The sequence below is a fragment of the Bacteroides sp. 3_2_5 genome (genome assembly GCF_000159855.2).
Taxonomy (GTDB): Bacteria; Bacteroidota; Bacteroidia; order Bacteroidales; family Bacteroidaceae; genus Bacteroides; species Bacteroides fragilis.
In genome coordinates, this window is sequence record NZ_JH636044.1 from 1,575,999 (window position 1) to 1,599,221 (window position 23,223).

18 protein-coding genes are annotated in these 23,223 nt (G+C 45.6%); 17 read left to right on the forward strand and 1 reads right to left on the reverse strand.

Features of this window, described 5'->3' with window-relative positions; genetic code table 11:
* The first annotated feature begins 6 nt into the window (after window positions 1–6).
* The 12 genes from rfbD (at window position 7) to BSHG_RS11520 (ending at window position 14,053) form a co-directional block, all read left to right on the forward strand.
* Window positions 7–870: a dTDP-4-dehydrorhamnose reductase gene (rfbD, locus tag BSHG_RS11570; protein WP_008659077.1), complete on the forward strand. Its 864-nt coding sequence runs from the start codon at window positions 7–9 to the stop codon at window positions 868–870.
* A gap of 24 nt (window positions 871–894) precedes the next feature.
* Complete coding sequence (locus BSHG_RS11565) at window positions 895–2,469, forward strand: peptide chain release factor 3 (protein ID WP_005786020.1); 1,575 nt, start codon at window positions 895–897, stop codon at window positions 2,467–2,469.
* A gap of 295 nt (window positions 2,470–2,764) precedes the next feature.
* Window positions 2,765–2,908 (forward strand): hypothetical protein, encoded by a 144-nt coding sequence (locus BSHG_RS23245; protein WP_005786021.1) that lies wholly within the window; start codon window positions 2,765–2,767, stop codon window positions 2,906–2,908.
* Between the two features lie 127 nt (window positions 2,909–3,035).
* Window positions 3,036–4,268 (forward strand): Cof-type HAD-IIB family hydrolase, encoded by a 1,233-nt coding sequence (locus tag BSHG_RS11560; RefSeq protein ID WP_005786023.1) that lies wholly within the window; start codon window positions 3,036–3,038, stop codon window positions 4,266–4,268.
* Window positions 4,265–5,371, forward strand: a complete 1,107-nt coding sequence (locus BSHG_RS11555) for an isochorismate synthase (protein WP_005800924.1) — start codon at window positions 4,265–4,267, stop codon at window positions 5,369–5,371. The genes BSHG_RS11560 and BSHG_RS11555 overlap by 4 nt, the downstream gene beginning before the upstream one ends.
* A gap of 20 nt (window positions 5,372–5,391) precedes the next feature.
* Window positions 5,392–7,059 (forward strand): 2-succinyl-5-enolpyruvyl-6-hydroxy-3-cyclohexene-1-carboxylic-acid synthase, encoded by a 1,668-nt coding sequence (menD, locus tag BSHG_RS11550; RefSeq protein ID WP_005786027.1) that lies wholly within the window; start codon window positions 5,392–5,394, stop codon window positions 7,057–7,059.
* Between the two features lies 1 nt (window position 7,060).
* Window positions 7,061–8,065 carry a hypothetical protein gene (locus tag BSHG_RS11545; RefSeq protein ID WP_025814274.1) on the forward strand — a complete coding sequence of 335 codons (1,005 nt, stop codon included), beginning with the start codon at window positions 7,061–7,063 and terminating at the stop codon, window positions 8,063–8,065.
* A gap of 21 nt (window positions 8,066–8,086) precedes the next feature.
* Window positions 8,087–8,911 carry a 1,4-dihydroxy-2-naphthoyl-CoA synthase gene (gene menB, locus BSHG_RS11540; RefSeq protein WP_008659084.1) on the forward strand — a complete coding sequence of 275 codons (825 nt, stop codon included), beginning with the start codon at window positions 8,087–8,089 and terminating at the stop codon, window positions 8,909–8,911.
* A gap of 48 nt (window positions 8,912–8,959) precedes the next feature.
* On the forward strand, window positions 8,960–9,979 hold the full coding sequence (locus tag BSHG_RS11535; protein WP_008659086.1) for an o-succinylbenzoate synthase: 1,020 nt from the start codon (window positions 8,960–8,962) through the stop codon (window positions 9,977–9,979).
* 13 nt (window positions 9,980–9,992) lie between these two features.
* Window positions 9,993–11,087 carry an AMP-binding protein gene (locus BSHG_RS11530; RefSeq protein WP_008659088.1) on the forward strand — a complete coding sequence of 365 codons (1,095 nt, stop codon included), beginning with the start codon at window positions 9,993–9,995 and terminating at the stop codon, window positions 11,085–11,087.
* Between the two features lie 70 nt (window positions 11,088–11,157).
* On the forward strand, window positions 11,158–12,015 hold the full coding sequence (locus tag BSHG_RS11525; RefSeq protein WP_008659091.1) for an endonuclease/exonuclease/phosphatase family protein: 858 nt from the start codon (window positions 11,158–11,160) through the stop codon (window positions 12,013–12,015).
* 22 nt (window positions 12,016–12,037) lie between these two features.
* Complete coding sequence (locus tag BSHG_RS11520; RefSeq protein WP_008659093.1) at window positions 12,038–14,053, forward strand: glycoside hydrolase family 97 protein; 2,016 nt, start codon at window positions 12,038–12,040, stop codon at window positions 14,051–14,053.
* Here BSHG_RS11520 and BSHG_RS11515 read toward each other — a convergent pair.
* Window positions 14,030–14,629 (reverse strand): RNA polymerase sigma-70 factor, encoded by a 600-nt coding sequence (locus BSHG_RS11515; protein WP_005786040.1) that lies wholly within the window; start codon window positions 14,627–14,629, stop codon window positions 14,030–14,032. The two genes, BSHG_RS11520 and BSHG_RS11515, sit on opposite strands and share 24 nt — an antisense overlap.
* Window positions 14,630–14,794: 165 nt before the next feature.
* Here BSHG_RS11515 and BSHG_RS11510 point away from each other — a divergent pair, with 165 nt between their 5' ends.
* The 5 genes from BSHG_RS11510 to BSHG_RS11490 all read left to right on the forward strand — a co-directional run bounded on the left by BSHG_RS11510 (window position 14,795) and on the right by BSHG_RS11490 (window position 23,211).
* Complete coding sequence (locus BSHG_RS11510) at window positions 14,795–15,805, forward strand: FecR domain-containing protein (protein ID WP_008659096.1); 1,011 nt, start codon at window positions 14,795–14,797, stop codon at window positions 15,803–15,805.
* Between the two features lie 309 nt (window positions 15,806–16,114).
* On the forward strand, window positions 16,115–19,420 hold the full coding sequence (locus BSHG_RS11505) for a SusC/RagA family TonB-linked outer membrane protein (protein WP_005786045.1): 3,306 nt from the start codon (window positions 16,115–16,117) through the stop codon (window positions 19,418–19,420).
* A 12-nt stretch (window positions 19,421–19,432) separates the two neighbouring features.
* A complete protein-coding gene (locus BSHG_RS11500) occupies window positions 19,433–20,977 on the forward strand; it encodes a SusD/RagB family nutrient-binding outer membrane lipoprotein (protein ID WP_008659098.1) in 1,545 nt (514 codons plus the stop codon).
* A gap of 27 nt (window positions 20,978–21,004) precedes the next feature.
* The gene (locus BSHG_RS11495; RefSeq protein ID WP_008659099.1) at window positions 21,005–22,057 is read left to right on the forward strand and encodes a glycoside hydrolase family 18; all 1,053 of its coding nucleotides are present in this window, start codon (window positions 21,005–21,007) and stop codon (window positions 22,055–22,057) included.
* Window positions 22,058–22,074: 17 nt separating this feature from the next.
* Complete coding sequence (locus tag BSHG_RS11490) at window positions 22,075–23,211, forward strand: DUF1735 and LamG domain-containing protein (protein WP_008659101.1); 1,137 nt, start codon at window positions 22,075–22,077, stop codon at window positions 23,209–23,211.
* Window positions 23,212–23,223 lie beyond the last annotated feature (12 nt).

The window sequence follows — 23,223 nt, forward strand, 5'->3', positions numbered from 1 at the left end:
ACCGAAATGAATATATTGGTCACCGGAGCCAACGGGCAACTTGGCAATGAAATGCAGGTACTTGCCAGAGAAAACCTGCAGCATACGTATTTTTTTACGGATGTACAGGAGTTGGACATTTGTGATGAACAGGCTGTTTATGCCTATGTGAGTGAACATAAGATTGACATCATCGTGAACTGCGCTGCTTATACAGCGGTAGACAAGGCTGAGGATAATGTCGAACTTTGCGACAAACTGAATAATATAGCACCGGGATATCTGGCACGGGCGGCTCAGGCTAATGGCGCTGCAATGATTCAAGTTTCTACCGATTATGTGTTTGACGGTACAGCGCATATTCCTTATACGGAAGAGGAACCTACTTGTCCGGCTTCGGTTTATGGCTCTACCAAGCTGGCGGGCGAACAGAACGTGATGGATCATTGCGAGAAAGCTATGGTAATTCGTACGGCATGGTTGTACTCCATCTATGGCAATAATTTTGTAAAGACAATGATTCGTCTCGGGCAGGAGCGTGATTCTTTGGGAGTCATTTTCGATCAGATCGGTACACCGACTTATGCTAATGATTTGGCCCAGGCTATTTTTGCAGCGATCAATAAAGGCGTTGTCCGCGGCATTTACCATTTCAGTGACGAAGGTGTTTGTTCCTGGTATGACTTTACCGTAGCCATCCATCGCCTGGCGGGCATTGCTTCGTGTAAGGTAAAACCGTTGCATACCGCCGATTATCCGGCAAAGGCACCCCGTCCACACTATTCCGTACTCGATAAAACAAAGATAAAAGATACATTTGGCATTGAGATCCCGCATTGGGAGGAAAGCCTGAAACGTTGCATTAATCAATTAAGAATGGAGACACTTTGATTCTTCATCCTCAATTCTCGAAATATGGCAGATAATACAGAAATACTAAGACGGCGCACTTTCGCCATTATTGCACACCCGGATGCCGGTAAAACTTCGTTGACTGAGAAGTTACTGTTGTTCGGCGGACAGATTCAGGTGGCAGGAGCAGTAAAAAGTAACAAGATCAAAAAGACGGCAACTTCCGACTGGATGGAGATCGAGAAACAACGTGGTATCTCGGTGACAACTTCGGTGATGGAGTTTGACTATCGGGACTATAAGATTAATATTCTGGATACTCCGGGGCACCAGGACTTTGCCGAAGATACCTATCGTACCTTGACGGCGGTAGACAGTGTCATCATCGTGGTAGATGGAGCGAAGGGTGTGGAAACCCAGACCCGCAAGCTAATGGAAGTCTGCCGGATGCGGAATACGCCGGTAATCATCTTTGTGAACAAAATGGACCGTGAAGGTAAAGATCCGTTTGACTTGCTGGATGAATTGGAAGAAGAACTGATGATTCAGGTACGTCCTCTGTCTTGGCCTATCGAACAGGGACCCCGCTTCAAGGGAGTTTATAATATCTACGAACAGAAACTGGACCTCTATCAACCTTCCAAACAAGTGGTGACGGAGAAAGTGGAAATAGATATTCATTCTGACGAGTTGGATCGGCAGATCGGCGATACGCTGGCAGATAAGTTACGCGGTGATTTGGAATTGATAGAAGGTGTATATCCCGAATTTGATGTAGAAACATATCTGCAGGGAGAGTGTGCACCGGTCTTTTTCGGTTCGGCTTTAAATAATTTTGGTGTGCAGGAACTGCTCAACTGTTTTGTTGAGATTGCTCCCGCCCCCCGTCCCGTACATGCAGAAGAACGTGAGGTGATCCCCGAGGAGCCTAAATTTACCGGTTTTATTTTCAAGATTACGGCTAACATCGACCCCAATCACCGTTCGTGCGTGGCCTTCTGCAAAATCTGTTCAGGTAAGTTTGTACGAAACGCCCCTTATCTGCATGTACGTCATGGTAAGACTATGCGTTTCTCCTCACCCACCCAGTTTATGGCACAACGTAAGACGACTATTGACGAGGCTTGGGCCGGAGATATTATCGGTTTGCCGGATAACGGAACATTTAAGATTGGCGATACGCTTACCGAAGGAGAACAACTTCATTTCCGTGGTTTGCCGAGCTTCTCACCGGAGATGTTCAAGTACATAGAGAATGCCGATCCGATGAAGCAGAAACAGCTTGCCAAGGGCATCGACCAGTTGATGGACGAAGGTGTGGCCCAGTTGTTTGTCAATCAGTTCAACGGTCGCAAGATTATCGGTACGGTAGGTCAGTTGCAGTTTGAGGTTATTCAATATCGTTTGCTGAACGAATACAATGCTTCTTGCCGTTGGGAGCCGTTGAGTTTGTACAAAGCATGCTGGATTGAAAGCGATGACCTGGAAGAGTTGGAAGCATTCAAGAAACGTAAATATCAGTATATGGCCAAGGATCGTGAAGGACGCGATGTTTTCCTGGCCGATTCGAACTATGTGCTTCAGATGGCACAGATGGATTTCAAAAATATCCGGTTCCACTTTACAAGCGAATTCTGATTCGCTTCATAAAAAAGACCGGATCAAGACGGTGGACGAGTTGCAGTGCAGTGCTATTTGTCCACCGTTTGTCGTATATGGCATTGGGTCGGCGAGCTTTCCCCCGATACATTCCACCCTAACCCTTTTATCCTTTAAACCAACGTTGTCCGACACCCCCATGTCGGGCATGCTGACACCCCCATGTCGGATGTGTCGACACCCCCATGTCGGATATCCTTTCTTTAAGGCTTAGTTCCGGTTGGTAGGTAAGAGAGGGCATCGATCTTTCTGTCCATACAAAAACACCTTCTTAATGAAAATTTCGGCTTGGCAGTCGTTGCGAAAGGCTGGATGTACTGACCGGACTTTTATCCTTAAGAGTAACAGCCCGGTACGTTTGTTTACAGACCTGAAGCGTGGTGCTTTCATTCTGTCCGGTTGTCGGGTGAAACGATGATTCCCGCATCTTCTGTGAGTCCGGACGCAGGTTTCTTTCTGTACCTTATGGTATAATTTTCCCTAAAGAAACAGGGATGTTGCCTTAAATATTTTACCTTTGTAATCTAAACAAAAAACTCGAGGTCATGAAGTATAAACTGTTAGTCCTTGATGTAGACGGGACATTGCTCAATGATGAGAAGGAGATTACTCCTCGTACCCTTGCCACTTTGTTAAAAGTACAGCAGATGGGAGTACATATTGTTTTGGCCTCCGGTCGGCCCACTTATGGGATTCTGCCTTTGGCAAAGAAACTGGAGCTGGGTAACTATGGCGGATACATCCTGTCCTATAACGGCGCACAGGTCATTAATGCCAAAAATGGGGAAGTATTGCTCGAACGGCGTATTAACCCCGAAATGTTGCCTTATCTGGAGAAGAAAGCCCGTAAAAACGGATTTGCAATCTTTACTTACACCGAAGACCGAATGATTGCTGATCAGGCAGATAATGAACACATTCTTCAGGAAGCATTCCTCAATCGGATGGAGTTGATTGAAGAACCCGAATTTTCGGTTGCCGTTGATTTTGCTCCTTCCAAATGTATGTTGGTCAGTGATGACGAAGAGGCGCTTATCGGATTGGAAGAACATTGGAAAAAACGTTTGAACGGAGCGCTCGATGTATTCCGGTCGGAACCCTATTTCCTGGAAGTCCTGCCATGTGGCATTGACAAATCAACTTCGTTGGGAGCCTTGCTTTCCCATTTGGATATCACTCCGGAAGAAATCATTGTTATCGGTGATGGCGTTTGCGATGTTTCCATGATCCAGTTTGCCGGATTGGGTATCGCCATGGGCAATGCTCAGGATTCGGTAAAGGTATGTGCCGATGTGGTGACGGCTTCGAATGAAGAAGACGGAGTTGCTCTTGCCGTAGAAAAAGCGATTCTTTCTGAGATTCGTCCGGCAGAGATTCCTCTCGACCAATTGAACGAGCGTGCACGTCATGCCTTGATGGGAAATCTGGGCATTCAATATACCTATGCTTCCGAAGACCGGGTAGAGGCTACTATGCCGGTAGACGAGCGGACCCGTCAGCCTTTCGGCATTCTGCACGGAGGTGCCACGTTGGCACTGGCCGAGACTGTTGCCGGACTGGGTTCGATGATTCTCTGCCAGCCCGACGAGATTGTGGTTGGTATGCAGGTCAGCGGTAACCACATGTCATCTGCCCACGAGGGAGATACCGTACGTGCCGTCGGTACCATTATCCACAAAGGACGTTCATCACATGTCTGGAATGTAGACGTATTTACGTCGACGGACAAGTTGGTGTCTTCCATACGGGTAGTGAATAGTATATTAAAGAAGAGATGACGTTAGAAGAAACAAATAATTGTGAGATTATAGATGAATTGATCCGTCAGGGAAGGAGCTTCGCAATGTATCGTAATCCGGGCGAAGAGGAACCTCACTTTCTGATGCAGACTTGCGGAGAAGTACACCTTATCCGGAAAATGGAAGATTTGAATGGTCGGACAGGCTTTGTCATCGCCCCTTTCCGGGTCACTCCGCAATGTCCTATCATATTGATCCGGCCGGATTGTCATGAGATTCCTTCCTGCGCCGGAAACTTGCATACCCCTGCACAGGGGGACGATGCGGCATCGTACGGGCAACAGCTCCGAAGCGACCGGTCACTCGGGGCGAAGAAAGCCTATGAGGCTTGTTTCGATGTCTTTATCAGGGCTTTGAGGGAACGTACTTTTGATAAGTTGGTACTATCCCGCAGAATGACGGTGAGGAGAGAGCCGGGATTCTCTCCCGCAGCGGCTTTCTACCGGGCTTGCAGGCGTTACATCTATTCGTATGTCTATCTTTGTTATACTCCGCAAACCGGGGTGTGGATGGGCAGTACTCCGGAAATCATTTTATCGGGTGAGAAAGGAGAATGGAATACGGTAGCGTTGGCAGGAACCCAGTCTTTACAGAATGGTGAGCTTCCGCAACAATGGGATGAAAAGAACCGGGAGGAGCAGGAGTATGTGGCGGCATATATTCGTAAACAACTCCGCTCGTTGGGGATTTCTCCGACAGAGAAAGGACCTTATCCGGCTTTTGCCGGGGCATTGTCTCACCTGAAAACGGATTTCCACTTCTCGCTGAACGACAGTCAGAGGTTGGGAGATTTATTGAAGCTGTTGCATCCCACTCCCGCCGTATGCGGATTGCCAAAAGAAGAAGCTTACCGGTTTATCCTTGACAATGAAGGCTATGACCGCAGCTATTATTCCGGATTTATAGGCTGGTTGAGGCCGGAAGGGAGAACGGACCTGTATGTCAACTTACGCTGTATGAATGTGAAAGAAGATTCGTTGACATTGTATGCCGGAGGCGGCCTGCTGGCCTCTTCCGAGTTGGATGATGAGTTTCAGGAGACGGAAAAGAAGATGCAGACCATGCAGAACTTGAACTCCTAAATAAAATAATATATAAAGCGATGTATTCAGATAAGAAAAACATATTGCAGTTGGTAGCGTTGCTCCGTGCACATGGGGTGACGAAAGTCGTTTTATGTCCCGGAAGCCGGAATGCACCGATTGTACATACACTTGCCGGACATCCCGACTTCACTTGTTACTCGGTAACAGACGAGCGGAGTGCCGGCTTTTTTGCTATCGGGCTTGCTTTACAGGGCGGAACTCCTGCCGCTGTTTGTTGCACATCGGGCACGGCTTTGTTGAATTTGCATCCTGCCATAGCAGAGGCCTACTACCAGAAAGTATCTTTAGTAGTTATTTCCGCCGATCGTCCTGCCGCCTGGATCAACCAGATGGACGGACAGACTTTACCTCAGCCGGGTGTTTTCCGGTCATTGGTGAAGAAGTCTGTCGATCTGCCCGAAATACATACGGACGAGGATGAATGGTACTGCAACCGCTTGCTGAACGAAGCATTGCTTGAACTGAATCATCATGGTAAAGGCCCTGTGCACATCAACGTGCCGGTTTCCGAACCCCTGTTCCAGTTTACGGCAGAGTCACTTCCCGAAGTACGTGTCATCACACGTTATCAAGGACTGAATGTTTATGATCGCGACTATGACGGCTTGATCGACCGCCTCAATAAATACAACCGCCGTATGATGATCGTCGGCCAGATGAACCTGATTTATCTGTTCGAAAAGAAATATTCAAAGATGCTCTACAAGCAGTTTGCCTGGTTCACGGAGCATTTAGGCAATCAGACCGTTCCGGGCATCCCGATCCGGAACTTCGATGCAGCCCTCTATGCCATGTCACCCGAGATGCAAGAGAAGATGATTCCCGAATTGGTGATCACTTACGGGGGGCATATCGTCTCTAAACGAATGAAAAAGTATCTTCGCCAGCATCCGCCCAAAGAGCATTGGCATGTGTCGCCGGATGGTGAAGTGATCGATCTGTTCCAAGGGGCATTGACTACGATTATCGAGATGGACCCATTTGAATTTATGGAGAAGATAGCTTTTCTGCTGGATAACCGTACACCGGAATATCCCCGGCAATGGGAGAACTTCTGCAAGGAGCTTCCCCGACCGGAGTTGCCTTATTCCGAAATGTCTGCTATCGGATCACTCATTCAGGCGTTGCCTGCTTCGTGTGCTTTGCATCTGGCCAATAGTTCCGCCGTGCGTTATGCCCAGCTTTATTCGCTTCCCGATACGGTAGAGGTTTGTTGCAACCGGGGTACGAGCGGCATTGAAGGTTCCCTTTCCACAGCGATCGGTTATGCTGCCGCTTCGAAGAAGTTGAACTTTGTGGTCATTGGTGATCTGAGCTTTTTCTATGATATGAATGCCCTGTGGAACAATCATTTTGGAAGTAACCTCCGTATTCTGCTTTTGAATAATGGGGGAGGGGAGATTTTTCATACTTTGCCGGGACTTGAAATGTCCGGTACTTCCCATCGCTTTGTGACTGCCGTGCATAAGACGTCTGCCAAGGGATGGGCCGAAGAACGGGGATTCCTCTATCAGGAAGTGCAGGATGAAAAACAGTTGGACGAAGCCATGAAAACTTTCACTCAACCCGAGTTACTGACTCAACCTGTCATTATGGAGGTTTTCACCAATAAAAATAAAGATGCACGGATATTGAAAGACTACTATCACCAACTAAAAAACTAATATGATGACTAAGCACAAGATGAACCTATTTTGTGGGATGCTACTTTTGTCAGCTTCCCTGTTTGTGGAGAAAGCTCAAGCCATGTTTCCCGAGAGATACGTATCGGAGGAATCGGCAGCCAGGGCAGATACAATCAATTTTCGGTTGGCTTCTGCCGGAGAAGCAAAACGCCTGATAGCGGCCAAAGATTCTTATACGGCTAATTGGAGTCCGTTTGACATCGCTGCCCGACTTGAAAATCCTGAAGGCAAAAGAGAAGACCTCGTCAGCCTGGCCGTTCGTGAAGTGCGTGAATGGACAGCGGAAGAAGCGCAGCAGATCGAGCAGATCAGGAAGAACCTGAATGATACGATTCGTAAATACGGCTATCGGATTCCATTTCCGAAAGAGATTGTGCTGGTAAAGACAACAATGAAAGACGAAGGAGGGGCGGGAGGATACACACGCAGTAACTGGATCGCATTGACGGACGCTACTTTTCAGCGGGGGACCGAAGCTTCTCACACACGCCTGCTGGTGCATGAAACTTTCCACATCCTGACACGTCTCAATCCCGGGTTCAAAGAGAAACTGTACAGAGCTATCGACTTCAACATCCTGCCCAAAGAGATTGAGTTCCCCGAAGATATACGGAAAAGCCGTATCTCCAATCCTGATGTCAGTCGTTGCGATAGTTATGCGACTTTTACCATTGACGGTAAGCCACAGAACTGCACTATGATTATCTATACCAACAGACCCTATACCACGGGTAAGTTCTATCAGTATATCAATGTGGGGCTGATTCCGTTGGACGAGTCGTTCAAGCCTCTCCGGGAGAGTGGGAAGACAGTTATTTATCCATTACAGAAAGCGACCGACTTCTTTGATAAAGTAGGGCGGAACACCGGATATGTCATAGATCCGGAAGAGGTGCTGGCGGATAATTTTGCAATTGCTTTATTGAACACGCCCAATGTACATACACCCGAACTGCAAAAGAAAGTACAGGAATTACTGAAATAATAATCATCAAAATAAATAGAAATGGAAACTAAAAGAGAATGGACTTCTATTAAAGAATACGAAGATATTCTGTTTGATTACTATAATGGCATTGCCCGTATTACGATCAATCGCGAACGTTACCGGAATGCTTTCACCCCTACTACAACAGGCGAAATGAGCGATGCGCTGCGCATCTGTCGTGAAGAGCCCGATATCAATGTTGTGGTATTGACCGGTGCAGGCGATAAGGCCTTCTGTTCGGGAGGCGACCAGAACGTAAAGGGCCGTGGCGGATACATCGGTAAAGACGGAGTGCCCCGCCTGAGTGTACTGGATGTGCAAAAACAAATCCGTTCGATTCCGAAACCGGTTATTGCTGCCGTTAACGGATTTGCCATCGGAGGCGGACACGTGTTGCATGTCGTATGCGATCTCTCTATTGCTTCCGAAAATGCGATCTTCGGACAGACAGGTCCTCGTGTAGGTAGTTTCGATGCCGGCTTCGGATCATCTTATCTTGCCCGCGTTGTGGGACAGAAGAAGGCCCGTGAGATCTGGTTCCTTTGTCGCAAGTATAATGCGCAGGAGGCTCTGGATATGGGGCTGGTCAATAAAGTGGTACCGCTGGATAAACTGGAAGACGAGTATGTTCAGTGGGCGGAGGAGATGATGCAGCTTAGTCCGTTGGCACTCCGCATGATTAAAGCCGGTCTGAATGCCGAACTCGACGGTCAAGCCGGTATTCAGGAACTGGCAGGTGATGCCACTCTGCTTTATTACCTTACCGATGAAGCACAGGAAGGCAAGAATGCTTTTCTGGAGAAGCGTAAACCGGACTTTAAACAATATCCTAAATTTCCATAAGCAGACAGAGGCCTTCTTGATGGGAGGCCTTTTCTTTATATCATTTTTATGTATACAATAAACATTATTCCACGCGTTCTTCATTTCAAGCAACCTGCGGGAACTTCGCGTGGTTCTTATACTACCCGGAATGTCTGGTATATCCATCTTTCTTCCATAGAGTGTCCGGGACGTGTCGGAGTAGGAGAGTGTGCTCCGTTACCCAAACTGAGTTGTGATGACTTGCCGGATTATGAACAGGTGCTTCGGAGTGCCTGTCAGCGACTGGAACAAACGGGAGAACTGGATATAGAATCTTTACGTGGGTATCCTTCTATTCTGTTCGGACTCGAGACAGCACTGCGCCATTACGAAACACAGAGCTGGGCATTATGGGATACTCCTTTTTCGCGCGGAGAAGCCGGTATACCTATTAACGGACTTATCTGGATGGGAAGTTTTGACAGAATGCTGCAACAGATCGAAGTCAAGATGCAGGCGGGATATCGCTGTATCAAACTAAAAATCGGTGCGATAAACTTTGAAGAAGAATTAGCCCTGTTGAGACATATCCGTGCTCACTATTCCGCCAGAGAAATAGAGTTGAGAGTGGATGCCAATGGAGCTTTCTCACCTGCCGATGCTATGGATAAACTGAATCGGTTGGCCGAATTGGACCTACATTCCATAGAGCAGCCTATCCGGGCCGGGCAGTGGGAGGAAATGGCCCGTCTGGCGGCTGAGTCCCCGCTTCCTATTGCTTTGGACGAAGAACTGATAGGTTGCAATGCCATTGAAAGAAAACGGGAATTGCTGGCGGCTATCCACCCCCGGTATATCATACTGAAACCATCTCTGCATGGCGGGATCAGTGGTGGCAACGAATGGATTGCAGAAGCGGAAAAGCAACATATCGGTTGGTGGATCACATCTGCGCTGGAGTCGAATATCGGTCTGAATGCCATAGCCCAATGGTGTGCGACTTTCCGGAATCCGTTGCCACAAGGATTAGGTACCGGGCTACTGTTTACGGACAATGTCGAGATGCCCCTCGAGATTCGAAAAGATTGTTTATGGTTTTGCAAATAAGAGGAGTCGGCACATGATATTTAATAGAGAAGAACAACACCTAATGTTGGAAGGCAGTGTGCTTTCCAAGGAGGACGTGAAAAGGCTGGTGGCTTGTTACACGGAGGAGGCATCGGGATTTTTGTACGAACTTTACCGGTTTCTGGAAGAGTGGTTCAGTGATTCTCCTTATCTGACAGTGAAAACTTCCGGTTCTACCGGGACTCCCAAACTGCTGAAGGTCCGTAAGGAGCAGATGATGCAAAGTGCCCGGCTGACTTGTGAGTTTTTGGGACTTCGACAAGGAGATAGCGTATTGTTGTGTATGCCTTTGCAATATATTGCCGGGAAGATGGTGGTGGTCCGGGCATTGGTGGCAGGGTTGAATCTGGTTATCCGGACTCCTTCCGGGCATCCGATGGCGGACGTGGACATACCGCTTCGCTTTGCCGCTATGGTGCCGTTGCAGGTTTACAACACACTGCAGGTATCGGCAGAAAAAGAGAGGCTCTGCCGGACCGATATTCTTATTATAGGCGGAGGGGCAATAGATGCAGGGTTGGAAGCTGAGATACGGCAATTACCGGTTAAGGTTTATTCTACGTATGGCATGACAGAAACCCTTTCACATATTGCTTTAAGACAGTTGAACGGACCGGATGCGAGTATGTTGTACCGGCCTTTTCCTTCGGTGCGGCTTTCTCTTTCGTCCGAACATACATTGGTGATCGATGCTCCATTGGTTTGTGATACCACTTTGGTGACAAATGATGTTGCGGAGATCTATTCCGATGGCAGCTTCTCTATTTTGGGCAGGAAGGATAATACCATCAATACCGGAGGTATCAAAGTACAGGCAGAGCAGATAGAAGAGATACTTCGTCCCTGGATGAGAGTTCCTTTTGCAATCACTTCTGTACCCGATGCCAGATTAGGAGAGGCGGTTGTGCTTTTGGTAGAGAAGGGGGCAGATGCAGAGTTACCGGAAACAAAGATGAAGGAGCTTCTGTCTAAATATCAGTTACCCAAGATGATTTTGTCAGTCGGGGCTATACCCTTGACGGAAACGGGAAAGATCAATCGTGCCGCTTGCCGGCAACTTGCCCTCACTTATCGGACAGATCGCTAAGTGTTTTTTCTTCTTTAGTTGTATCATATACGAAATAGCTTTAAATTTAATAACCAACACATATAAACTAATGAATAAGATTTGCTTTTTTATCGGAGTTTTTATTACCCTGCTTTTGGCGGGTTGCAGTTCTAATCCGATTTCCCATGTTCGTGTGGCGACCTTTAATATCCGCTATGATAATCTGGGCGACAGTTTGAATTCCTGGAAGTATCGTAAAGAGAAGGTCTGTGAATTTATCCGTGAGAAACATCCCGATGTGCTGGGAATGCAGGAAGTACTGAATCATCAGTTGAAAGACCTGTTGTCCGGCCTGCCCGATTATGCCTATGTAGGTGTGGGACGCGAGGATGGAAAGACTCAGGGGGAATATGCTCCTGTATTCTATCGGAAAGATAAATATGATTTGTTAGACAGTAATACATTCTGGCTTTCCGAACATCCGGATAGTATCGGCAAACTTGGTTGGGATGCCGCGTGTACCCGCGTGGCTACTTGGGCTAAATTAAAGGATAAAACTACCGGAAAAGAGTTTCTGATGTTAAACACCCATTTTGACCACGTTGGTACGGAAGCTCGTCGTAACAGTGCCCTGCTTATTATTGATAAGATAAAAGAAATAGCCGGTACACATCCTGCTATGATGACCGGAGACTTTAATGTTTCTGAAGAGTGGGAAGCTTACAAAACGATCACATCCAATGAGTTTGTCTTGAAAGATGCATGGAAGATAGCCGGGAAACAGTCCGGTGAGAACTATACTTTCCATGATTTCGGAAGAGTACCTGTGGCCGAACGGGAAAAGATCGATTTCATTTTCGTAACTCCGCAAATCAAGGTGGCAGATGCAGAGATTATTTCTTCTGCGATTACAGATTCCACCTATTTGTCCGATCATAATGCACATCTGGCTGATTTGGAATTCTAAACCGTATAAACGAATTGTAACCATGAAACAGATTTTGCATATATTACTCATCGCCTTGATGCTGATGGGCTTTTATAGTTGTGTTCCGAAGACGGAATTAGCCTCTCCGGACGGACATATCAAAGTGGCTTTTACTGCGGATACCGATGGAAAGATGATGTATCGGGTGACTGTCAACGATACCCTTTTATTGGATAACTCTCCGCTCGGTTTCGAAGCGAAAGACGGAATCGATCTTAATCGGGGATTTCGTGTGGTGAACACTGTCTTTACCGATAAAGACGAGATCTGGACGCAGCCTTGGGGAGAGAATAAAACGAACCGGAATCATTATAATGAAATGGCGGTTCTTCTGAAAAATGCCGCTAATGTGGAATTGACTCTTCGTTTTCGTGCATTTGATGATGGTGTAGCCTTTCGTTACGAGTATGAGGTGCCCGGTGTCGACTCTTTGTTGATCACCGATGAACTGACTGCTTTCCGCTTTCATGAAGACGGGACCTCTTGGTCTATTCCTGCCAGTTTCGAGACTTATGAATTGCTGTACTCGAAACAGAAGATCAGTGAAGTGGAGAATGCCAATACTCCTTTCACTTTCAAAACATCCGGAGGGGTGTATGGCAGCATTCATGAAGCTGCTCTTTATGATTTTCCGGAAATGACTTTGAAGAAGGATGGTGAAAATACTCTGAAATCCGAACTTGCCTCATGGCCTGATGGAATTAAAGCTCGTAAAGAGAATCGTTTTACCACTGCATGGCGTACCATTCAGATCGCTCCGCAAGCTGTCGGACTGATTAATTCGTCGTTGATCCTTAACCTGAATGAACCTTGTAAACTGGATACCACCGACTGGATCAAGCCGATGAAATATGTCGGTGTCTGGTGGGGGATGCATCTGGGAGTGGAAACCTGGAAGATGGACGATCGGCATGGCGCTACAACCGCCAATGCCAAGAAATACATTGATTTTGCTCATGCCAATAACATCGAAGGTGTGTTGTTTGAGGGGTGGAACGAAGGATGGGAAAGTTGGGGAGGTATGCAGAGTTTTGACTTTACTAAACCTTATGCCGACTTTGATATGGATGAAATAACTCGTTATGCACGTGAAAAGAATGTTCAGATCATCGGACATCATGAAACCGGTGGAAACATTCCCAACTACGAGCGCCAGATGGAGAAGGCAATCAAGTGGTATACCGATAAGGGCATTCATATTCTGAAAACAGGTTATGCCGGTGCTTTTCCTGACGGACATTCACATCATGGACAATATGGAGTGAACCATTATCAAAAAGTGGTTGAGACGGCTGCCCGTTATCGTATGACTCTTGATGCGCACGAACCTATCAAAGATACCGGTATACGACGTACCTGGCCCAATATGATGACACGTGAAGGCGCCCGCGGTATGGAGTGGAATGCCTGGAGCGAAGGTAATCCTCCTTCACATCATGAAATGTTGCCGTTTACCCGCTTATTGGGTGGTCCGATGGACTATACTCCGGGTACTTTTGATATTTTGTTTACACAGACGAAAGATTCTCCTAAACGTCAGAAGTGGAATGATCAGGATAAGGGCAATAGTCGCGTCAATACAACATTGGCCAAGCAGTTGGCTAATTGGGTGATTTTATATTCTCCGTTACAAATGGCATCTGATATGATCGAGCACTATGAAGGGCATCCTGCCTTCCGGTTCTTCCGTGATTTCGATCCTGATTGTGACGAATCGAGGGCATTGGCCGGTGAGCCGGGAGAGTTTGTAGCAGTGGTACGGAAGGCTAAACAGAATTATTTCCTGGGTGCCTCTACGAATGAAGAACCGCGGGTCTTGCCTGTCAGTCTTGATTTTTTAGAGAAGGGGAAGATTTATAAAGCAATCATCTATGCTGATGGTGAGAAAGCTGATTGGAAAACCAATCCGACAGAGTATCAGATTACGGAACAGGAGGTGACTGCAGACGATACGTTGAATATCCGAATGGCAGCCGGTGGCGGACAAGCTATTTCATTTATGCCCTTGCAGAAATAAAAACAACATGATCAGCGGGAGATAATCCTTTAGTTCGGACCGTAATATTTTCAGGGCTTGCCCTATGCGATAATTGATTGTTTGCGGAGAGACGTTCAGTTTCTCCGCAATTTCTTTATGAGTCATTTGAAGACTTCGATTCATTTCGTATGCCTGGCGAAATTCGGCCGGTAGTTTTCTTAAAGCCTCTTCGTACAATCTGAATAGTTCGTTTTCCAGGTAAAAGTCAGGTGAAGAGAACTCCGTTTCATATTTTTCCGCAATTTCCTGATGCACCTTGCGTTTTATTTCAAAATGAGAGATTTTATTAAGCGCTTTGTTCTTGACGATAGTAAAGAGAAGAGTCTTTAAAGTAAGTTCCGGTATAAGGGTTTTTCTGTTTTCCCATAGCCACATCATAGTATCCTGCACGATTTCTTCCGATTCGCTCAGAGTGACATATTGAGAGCAAAAGGCGCATAATCCACGAAAATAGTAACGGTAGATATGATCAAACACCTCTTCATCCCCTTCTCGCAGGGCTGATATAACGGCATTATTATCATTTATGTTTAGGTTAGTCAGAGTCTGTGCCATTCTTCTCTCCATTGTTATTAGCGAACAAACGTAGCTAAATTTTTGCTACCTACAAAATGATTTTCTGAAGAAAAAAAAGTTTGTGTTTTATTTAGTAACTTTGTTTTCTGAACTGTATTATACGTAACAGTGTATGATATAGGTATTAAAGATTTGGTTAAAACAATGGATGAAACAAAACTACTGAACTATCTGAAAGGAGAATCAGATGCCGAAGAGTGTCTGGAAGTGGAGGCATGGTATTATGCTTCTGCAGAACACAAAAAACAACTGGACCAACTTTATTATATGCTTTTTGTCGGTGAACGTAAGGTGGCAATGGATGGTGTGGACACCGAAAATTCACTAAGCGTTTTGAAGGACCGGATAAAGCACAAAGAGTCAGAGAAAAAATCAGTGCATAGAATACGTGTATCAAAATGGAAACGTTACGCGATGCCTTTGGCAGCTTTCCTGTGCGGTCTGTTGGTGTCTGTCGGTGCCCTATACTGGATTTCCTCCGGAAAGTCGGCAGGATATATTTTTGCTACCGAATCAGGGCAGCGGGCACAGGCAGTTTTACCGGATGGAACGAAAGTATGGTTGAATGCTTCAACACAGATCGTCTATAAGCCTTCTTTCTGGAAGCGGGAAAGACAGGTCGACTTGAGTGGTGAGGCTTATTTTGAGGTATCACGTAATAAGACAAAACCCTTTGTTGTTAATAGTAATGATGTCAGGACTTGCGTGCTCGGTACAAAATTCAATGTCCGGGCACGTCCGTCCGAAGAAAAGGTGGTGACCACTTTATTGAAGGGATCAGTAAAAGTCCAATTGCCGGGGCAGTCTGAAGAGGAAGGTATTTTGTTGAAGCCGGGACAGATGCTGAGTGTGGATACCCGTACGATGCAACCCATGCTTACAGAAGCCAGCCGTCCGGGAGATGTATTGCTATGGATTAACGGAAAACTGAAATTCGAACAGGCCACACTTCAGGAAATAGTGCAGTGTCTTGAAAAACATTTTGATGTTCATTTCATTATTTCGGATGCACAATTGCAAAAAGACCGTTTTACCTGTACTTTTAGTACGGACGATGATATAAGACAAATTCTTTCTATACTCGCTCTTACCAAACGTTTCGATTATAAATGTGAGGATAACAATATAATATTGACTCCTAAGACGAATAGATAACAAAAATATTTTATAACCTAAATCACGAAGAGGGGGCTGTTTCTGTAAAGAAATAGTTCCCTTTTTTTATCTTCTGATCTGTATTCTTATTCTTTTTTTATTCTTTTTTCGAAAAAATCCGCTTCTTGATTTAGTATGTTTATAAGTTGAAATGTACTATTAACAGAAAAGAGATATAGTTAACCTAAAAATCTGTAGTGATGAATAATGACCCTTAATTTAAAACCAACCTTAACATGTATTAGCGATCCTTTATGCTAAACCTTTCAATTTTACCTAAAAACATTTTCTAATTAAAAAAAGAACAAGATGAAGAAATCAGTGAAACACAAGTTTCAGTACTTGCTATTTTTTCTATTGTCGATGCCTGCTTTTATCTTTGCTTCAGCGCAAGATATACGGGTGAATATCGACTTTACCAAAGCCTCTTTGGGCAGTGTCCTGAATGAAATAGGACGTCAAACCTCATTATCTATTGTGTATAACACCGGGGATGTTAACCCCACTCAACCTGTTTCTATCAAGGCTTCTAACGAAAATATCACGACGGTCATGAACCGTCTGCTTCGTGGGACGGGACTTTCCTATTCTATTATGAACAAACATCTTATTCTTTCGACCACTGATAAGAACCATTCGATTCAACAGGAGAAAGTTACGGTTACAGGAAATATTTCGGATGCCAAAGGCGAACCACTGATCGGAGTGAGTATTCTGGTGAAAGGAACATCGAACGGGACCATTACCGATATGAACGGGCACTTCTCCTTGCCGGTTGCGAAAGGAGATGTTATTGAGATCTCCTATATCGGTTATGCTCCGCAGGCCATTACGGTGACAGACTCCAAGCCTTTGAAGATTGTTATGAAAGAAGACGCAGAAGTGCTTGACGAAGTGGTAGTGACTGCCTTAGGTATCAAGCGGGCGCAAAAGGCGTTGAGTTACAACGTACAGCAAGTAGGTGGTGATGCTATCAATACAGTGAAGGATGCCAATTTTATCAACTCTTTGCAAGGTAAAGTTGCCGGAGTAACAATCAATAACTCAGCCGGTGGAGTTGGTTCTGCTTCGAGAGTCGTGATGCGCGGTACCAAGTCCATTACGAAAGATAATAATGCTCTTTATGTAATTGACGGTATTCCGATGTTCAATGTAAGCTTTGGTAAGAGTGAAGGTTCTTTTGCCACCCAAAGCGGTTCGGACGGAGTAGCGGATCTTAACCCGGATGATATTGAAAGTATCAATATGCTGACCGGTCCTTCTGCGGCAGCTTTGTATGGTAATGCGGCTGCCAATGGAGTCGTATTGATCAATACCAAGAAAGGATCTGCCGAAAAGACAACTCTGACTGTCAGCAATAATACGATGTTCTCTGACGCATATATGATGCCGGAGATGCAAAACCGGTATGGAAACAATCCGGGAGAATTTGCAAGCTGGGGCAATAAAACCAAGCAAAGCTATGATCCTTCCCGTTTCTTTAATACCGGAGTGAATGTAATTAACGCTATTTCTTTTTCGACCGGAACAAAGAAAAACCAGACCTATGCGTCGGCTTCAACAACCAATGCGACAGGTATTTTGCCTAATAACAGTTATAGCCGCTACAATTTCTCTATCCGGAATACGGCCACTTTCCTGAAAGATAGGCTGACTCTGGATGTAGGTGCCAGCTATATCATTCAGAATGACAAGAATATAACGGCACAGGGACAATACTTCAACCCGCTGCCGGCACTCTACCTCTTTCCCCGTAACGACAATTTTGAGGAGATCCGTATGTTCGAACGATATAGCGAAAGCCGTGGAGTGAACGTACAGTTCTGGCCTTACGGACATCAGGGATTAAGTTTGCAAAATCCATATTGGATTATGAAACGCATGAACCGCAAGACAGAAAAGAAGCGCTACATGATTAATGCAAGCTTAACTTATAAACTCACGGATTGGCTCAATGTAGCCGGACGTGTCAAGGTGGATAATTCCGATATTCGCATGACTCAGGAACGTTATGCATCGACTCTGACTACCTTTGCCGGTGCCAATGGTTTCTATTCCGATCAAAATCGTACGGACCGCAATACGTATGCCGATATGATGGTAAACATTGATAAGAGAATAGGGGACTTCTCGCTGAATGCCAATATCGGTGCGTCTATCAAGGATTTGGTTTACGAACAAATGGGGAATGAAGGTGATTTGGCAGGGATACCTAACTTCTTTACAGTGAGAAACATCAATTATGAAAGCAATTATAAACCTAAACAATTCGGATATCATGACCAATCTCAGGGTGTATTTGCCAATATAGAATTGGGATGGCGGAGCATGGCATATCTGACCCTGACCGGACGAAATGACTGGGAGTCCCAACTGGCATTTACCAAGCATTCTTCATTCTTTTATCCTTCCATCGGAGGTTCTGTCGTTTTATCCGAGATGTTCCGGTTGCCCGAGTTTATTTCTTATGCAAAGCTACGTGGCTCATACAGTTCTGTGGCTTCATCTTTTGAACGTTATTTATCGAATCCGGGTTTTGAGTTCAATGAACAATCCCATCAGTGGGGATCTTCAACCACTCTGCCTGCCACCAACTTGAAGCCGGAAGATACCCGTTCGTGGGAGATCGGTTTGAATGCCAGACTGTGGAATCATTTCAGTATAGATGCCACTTACTATCATTCGAATACCTATAACCAGACCTTTAATATCACTTTGGCATCGTCGAGTGGTTATTCTTCGGCCATTGTACAAACGGGTAATATTCAGAACTACGGTTTGGAGTTGGCGTTAGGATACAATAATACATGGGGAGACTTTAGCTGGAACAGTAGTCTGACTTATACGATGAATCGTAATAAAGTGAAACGTCTTGCCAGCGGTGCTACGAATCCGATAACCGGTGAAATTATCGATATGCCCGAACTGCGTATGGCTGTGCTGGGTGCCGACGGATATGGCCCCAGAGTTATATTGAGAGAGGGCGGAACAATGGGAGACCTCTATGTGGATAAAGGGTTGCGTACAGACGGTAACGGTAATATCTGGGTAGATTCTCAGACAGGCAAAGTTGGAGTGCAGGATTATGCCGAACCGAAGAAAATTGGTACGATGAATCCTGATTTCAACATGGGATTCAGCAATACATTCTCTTATAAGGGCATCAATCTGGGAGTGGTTCTGACTGCTCGTGTCGGTGGATTGTGCGTCTCGAACACTCAGGGTATACTTGATTATTATGGTGTGTCCAAAGCTACAGCCGACGCTCGCGATGCCGGAGGAGTGTGGATCAATAACGGATTTGTAGATGCCAAATCTTATTATCAGACCATCGGTGGTTCTACCGGAGGGTTGGGACAGTACTATACTTATAGTGCAACGAACATACGATTGTCCGAACTGAACCTAAGCTACACGTTACCTCGTAAATGGTTTAATAATAAAGTAGGCATAACGGCAGGTATCGTAGGGAAGAATCTTTGGATGATTTATTGTAAAGCACCGTTCGATCCCGAAATGACACCTTCCACTACCAGTAACTTCTATCAGGGAGTAGATTACTTTATGCAACCGAGTACACGTAATATTGGCTTCAATGTCAAATTTCAATTTTAAAACCAGTCGATCATGAAAAAGAAAATATTAAATATAGTTTTGGCCGCAGCTGTCACACCTTTCCTGTGCTGCTGTACCGATAATTTTGAGGAGTATAATACCAATCCCTATGAACCCCATTCACTCAATCCGCCCATGCTGTTTGCAACCATGATTACTACCGGAATCAATGTACAGCAGAATGACAATCAGATGATCGATCAAATGGTAGCCGGACCTTTCAGTGGTTATCTTACGATGGCCAACTCATGGGGTGGGTCCAACTTCAATACTTTTAATCAGACGGAATCCTGGAATCAGATTCCTTTCAACACACCCTTTGAAAAATTCTATTCCAATTACTTCAAGTTGGAGACTGCGACAGGTGGAAAAGGCCACTATTGGGCGATGGCAAAACTCCTTCGTGTGAATACAATGTTGCGTGTAACCGATTGTTACGGTCCCATTCCCTACAGCCAGGTGGCCAATGGTAAAACGGCTGTTGCCTACGATAGCCAGGAAGATGTGTATAAACATATGTTTGAAGATCTGGATTATGTAATACAGATGTTGGGTGAATTTGTAGATGAAGTGGGGGGACTGAAACCGTTGGAGGGTTATGATCCGGTCTATAATGGTGATTATAATAAATGGATGCGTTTTGCTAATTCACTTAAACTGCGTTTGGCTGTCCGCATCAGTAATGTGTCCCCCGAACTTGCCCGTACGAAAGCCGAAGAAGCGGTAAAGAGCACCCGCGGACTGATAGATACGAACGATAATAACGCGTATGTCGGTGTAGGTGCCGAGCCCAATCCTCTTTGGCTGGTGGCCTCCAGTTGGGGAGAGATCCGTATCAATGCCACTATAGCCAGTTATATGAAAGGATATTCCGATCCTCGCAGTGCAGTCTATTTCACCACCTCCAAGTTGGGAGGCGATAGCCCGTATATGGGTATGCGGTCAGGGTTGGAAGGAGTGAAGCCGGCAACTTATTCGGGATATTCCATGCCCAATTACGAACAGAAAGACGACATGTTGATGTTTTGTGCGGCTGAAACCGCCTTTTTGCGTGCTGAAGGCGCCCTGCGTGGTTGGGATATGGGAGGTAGTGCCCGTGACTTCTACGAGCAAGGCGTTAAGCTATCATTCGACCAACGGAAAGTGAGCGGGGCAGACGAATATCTGGCCAATGCAGTGGCTGTGCCTGAACCTTTTGTCGATCCGGTAAACCCGGCTAAATGTAATTATACACCGAAAACCAAGATCACGATTGCCTGGAACGAAGGTGCTTCGACGGAAGAGAAACTGGAGCGGATCATTACTCAGAAATGGATTGCTAACTTCCCTCTGGGCTTTGAGGGTTGGGCCGACTATCGGCGCACAGGTTATCCGGAAGTGTTTCCATCTGTCAGCAATTTGAGTAATGGAGTGATCGACACCAATCGGCAATTGCGGCGTTTACCTTTTCCCTTGTCCGAAAAACAGGGAAATTCAGCCAATGTTTCGGCTGCCGTTTCAATGTTGGGTGGTCCGGATACCGGAGCTACCGATCTTTGGTGGGCTAAAAAGAATTGATGTTTAAGCTAATAAAGAGAAAAGAAAATGAAAAAGAGATATTTAAATATAGTAGTTTTTGCATTGTTCGTCAGCATGCTTTGGGGTTGCAGTGACTGGACCAAACCTGAAGCGGAAGACTTTTTTGAAATGCCGGGAAATGATTATTACGAGAATCTGAGAGCATATAAACGTTCGGAGCATTCGGTTGCATTCGGTTGGTTTGGAGGCTGGACGGGTGTCGGGGCTTCGATGGTGGGCAGTCTGATGGGGCTTCCCGATAGTGTGGACTTCGTTTCGATTTGGGGTAACTGGAAAAATCTTGATGAGGCCCGGATGTTGGACAAAAAGAAGGTGAAAGAACAGAAGGGTACACGCGCCTTAATGTGTTTTATCGTGGCTAATGTAGGCGATCAGTTGACTCCGGAAGAGCATAAAGAGAATTATAAGGAGTACTGGGGCTGGAAGGATGGTGATCAGGAAGCTATCGACGGTGCCATCAGAAAATATGCGAATGCTATTTGTGACTCCATTGATAAGTATGGATACGATGGTTTCGACATCGATTATGAACCTAATTATGGTTCTCCCGGAAACTTGGCAAGTTATCCCGAGAATATGCTCACTTTCGTGAAAGCACTGGGAGAAAGAATCGGACCTAAATCGGGTACGGGACGGTTACTTGTGATTGATGGCGAGCCTCAAAGTATTCATCCGGAAACCGGGCCTTACTTTGACTATTTCATTGTGCAGGCATACTCTAACCTTGCGGGTAATTCCGACGCTAATCTTGACAGACGTCTGGCTGGTACGATTGCCAACTTTAAAGGAATACTTCCTCCGGAGAAAGTGGCTAATATGTACATCGTTACGGAGAATTTCGAATCTTATGCTCCGGCAGGAGGAGGTGATTATGTAGATCGTTACGGAAACAAAATGAGAGCACTTGCCGGCATGGCACGCTGGACTCCGACTATTGACGGAAAACAGGTACGGAAGGGTGGAGTAGGCACCTATCACATGGAATATGACTATCCGGGCGACATCGAATATAAGTACCTGCGTGAAGCAATCAGAATAATGAATCCTGCTGTAAAATGACTTTAAAGAATTTGATTATGAAAAGAATAACAATAAAACAATGTTTGCTTGCCTGTTTCGTTCTGCCGATGATCCTGGCAGGATGCAACGATGCCGATTACCAGGTTATCGACAATGCGATTTATTTGAATGAAGCATCCGAGAATGGTTCGGCAAAGGTTACCGTTGATCCTGAAAATGTAACAACAACTACTCTGACCGTACGTGTGGGACAGCCTGTAACCGAAAATGTGACTGCTGTCCTGACGGTAGATCCTTCTATTCTTAAAGAGTACAATGAAGCTAATGAAACTTCGTACGAAGTCCTTCCCGAGCAGTATTTTACTTATGACAAAGAGATAAAGATAGCGGCAGGCGATGTTAGCGCAATCCCCAGTGAGTTTAGAGTGAAACCTTATTCAAACGAAAACGGAGAATTGTATGCTATTCCGGTATCTCTCACAGAAATTCAGGGGCCGGTGTCCACAATCGGGCTTTCGTCGAAGTTTATCATTTTGCTGGATAAGCCGCTGATACAGTCTGTACCGTTTATGAATACGACCAATGCCGTGAAGCCCGCCAAGGACGAATTGTGGGGAGTGACAACCAATGAATGGTCACTCGAGGCTTGGGTACAGATGGACGGATTCGATATTAATAATCAGGCTATATTTAATTCGGGCAGCAGCGACCACGAGGTTTATATCCGTTTCGGTGACGCTATGATCCCTTATAATTCATTACAGGTGAAGACACTTGGAAGTCAGGTCAATACGGTGACTTTGTTTGAGAAGAATAAGTGGTATCATCTGGCCTTCGTTTATAATTCTTCCGGGTTATTGTCGATTTATATCAACGGAGTGCTCGACGTGACTCTGCAGACAAAGGGTGGCCCGGTTAGATTCGACAAGATGAACATGGTTTCGAGCGGTAGTTACTTCCGCAACAATTGTCAGATGGCCCAGGTGCGTCTTTGGAAGAGCGCAATCAGCCAGACGCAAATTCAGTCCAACATGTATTTTGCCGTGAAGCCCGCCGATCCGAACCTGATAGGCTATTGGAAAATGGATGAAGGTAAGGGAAATGCCTTTGTCGACTGTACCGGACACGGATACGATTTGGTGGCAGGAGGAACTCTTGTCTGGAAAGAGCATGTTCGTTTTGATAAGCAATAACTATGTAAAAAG

Bases quoted from the DNA above. Each gene is read 5' to 3' on its own strand.
- rfbD (WP_008659077.1), top strand. From the start codon at position 7: ATGAATATATTGGTCACCGGAGCCAACGGGCAACTTGGCAATGAAATG.
- BSHG_RS11565 (WP_005786020.1), top strand. From the start codon at position 895: ATGGCAGATAATACAGAAATACTAAGACGGCGCACTTTCGCCATTATT.
- BSHG_RS23245 (WP_005786021.1), top strand. From the start codon at position 2,765: ATGAAAATTTCGGCTTGGCAGTCGTTGCGAAAGGCTGGATGTACTGAC.
- BSHG_RS11560 (WP_005786023.1), top strand. From the start codon at position 3,036: ATGAAGTATAAACTGTTAGTCCTTGATGTAGACGGGACATTGCTCAAT.
- BSHG_RS11555 (WP_005800924.1), top strand. From the start codon at position 4,265: ATGACGTTAGAAGAAACAAATAATTGTGAGATTATAGATGAATTGATC.
- menD (WP_005786027.1), top strand. From the start codon at position 5,392: ATGTATTCAGATAAGAAAAACATATTGCAGTTGGTAGCGTTGCTCCGT.
- BSHG_RS11545 (WP_025814274.1), top strand. From the start codon at position 7,061: ATGATGACTAAGCACAAGATGAACCTATTTTGTGGGATGCTACTTTTG.
- menB (WP_008659084.1), top strand. From the start codon at position 8,087: ATGGAAACTAAAAGAGAATGGACTTCTATTAAAGAATACGAAGATATT.
- BSHG_RS11535 (WP_008659086.1), top strand. From the start codon at position 8,960: ATGTATACAATAAACATTATTCCACGCGTTCTTCATTTCAAGCAACCT.
- BSHG_RS11530 (WP_008659088.1), top strand. From the start codon at position 9,993: ATGATATTTAATAGAGAAGAACAACACCTAATGTTGGAAGGCAGTGTG.
- BSHG_RS11525 (WP_008659091.1), top strand. From the start codon at position 11,158: ATGAATAAGATTTGCTTTTTTATCGGAGTTTTTATTACCCTGCTTTTG.
- BSHG_RS11520 (WP_008659093.1), top strand. From the start codon at position 12,038: ATGAAACAGATTTTGCATATATTACTCATCGCCTTGATGCTGATGGGC.
- BSHG_RS11515 (WP_005786040.1), bottom strand. From the start codon at position 14,629: ATGGCACAGACTCTGACTAACCTAAACATAAATGATAATAATGCCGTT.
- BSHG_RS11510 (WP_008659096.1), top strand. From the start codon at position 14,795: ATGGATGAAACAAAACTACTGAACTATCTGAAAGGAGAATCAGATGCC.
- BSHG_RS11505 (WP_005786045.1), top strand. From the start codon at position 16,115: ATGAAGAAATCAGTGAAACACAAGTTTCAGTACTTGCTATTTTTTCTA.
- BSHG_RS11500 (WP_008659098.1), top strand. From the start codon at position 19,433: ATGAAAAAGAAAATATTAAATATAGTTTTGGCCGCAGCTGTCACACCT.
- BSHG_RS11495 (WP_008659099.1), top strand. From the start codon at position 21,005: ATGAAAAAGAGATATTTAAATATAGTAGTTTTTGCATTGTTCGTCAGC.
- BSHG_RS11490 (WP_008659101.1), top strand. From the start codon at position 22,075: ATGAAAAGAATAACAATAAAACAATGTTTGCTTGCCTGTTTCGTTCTG.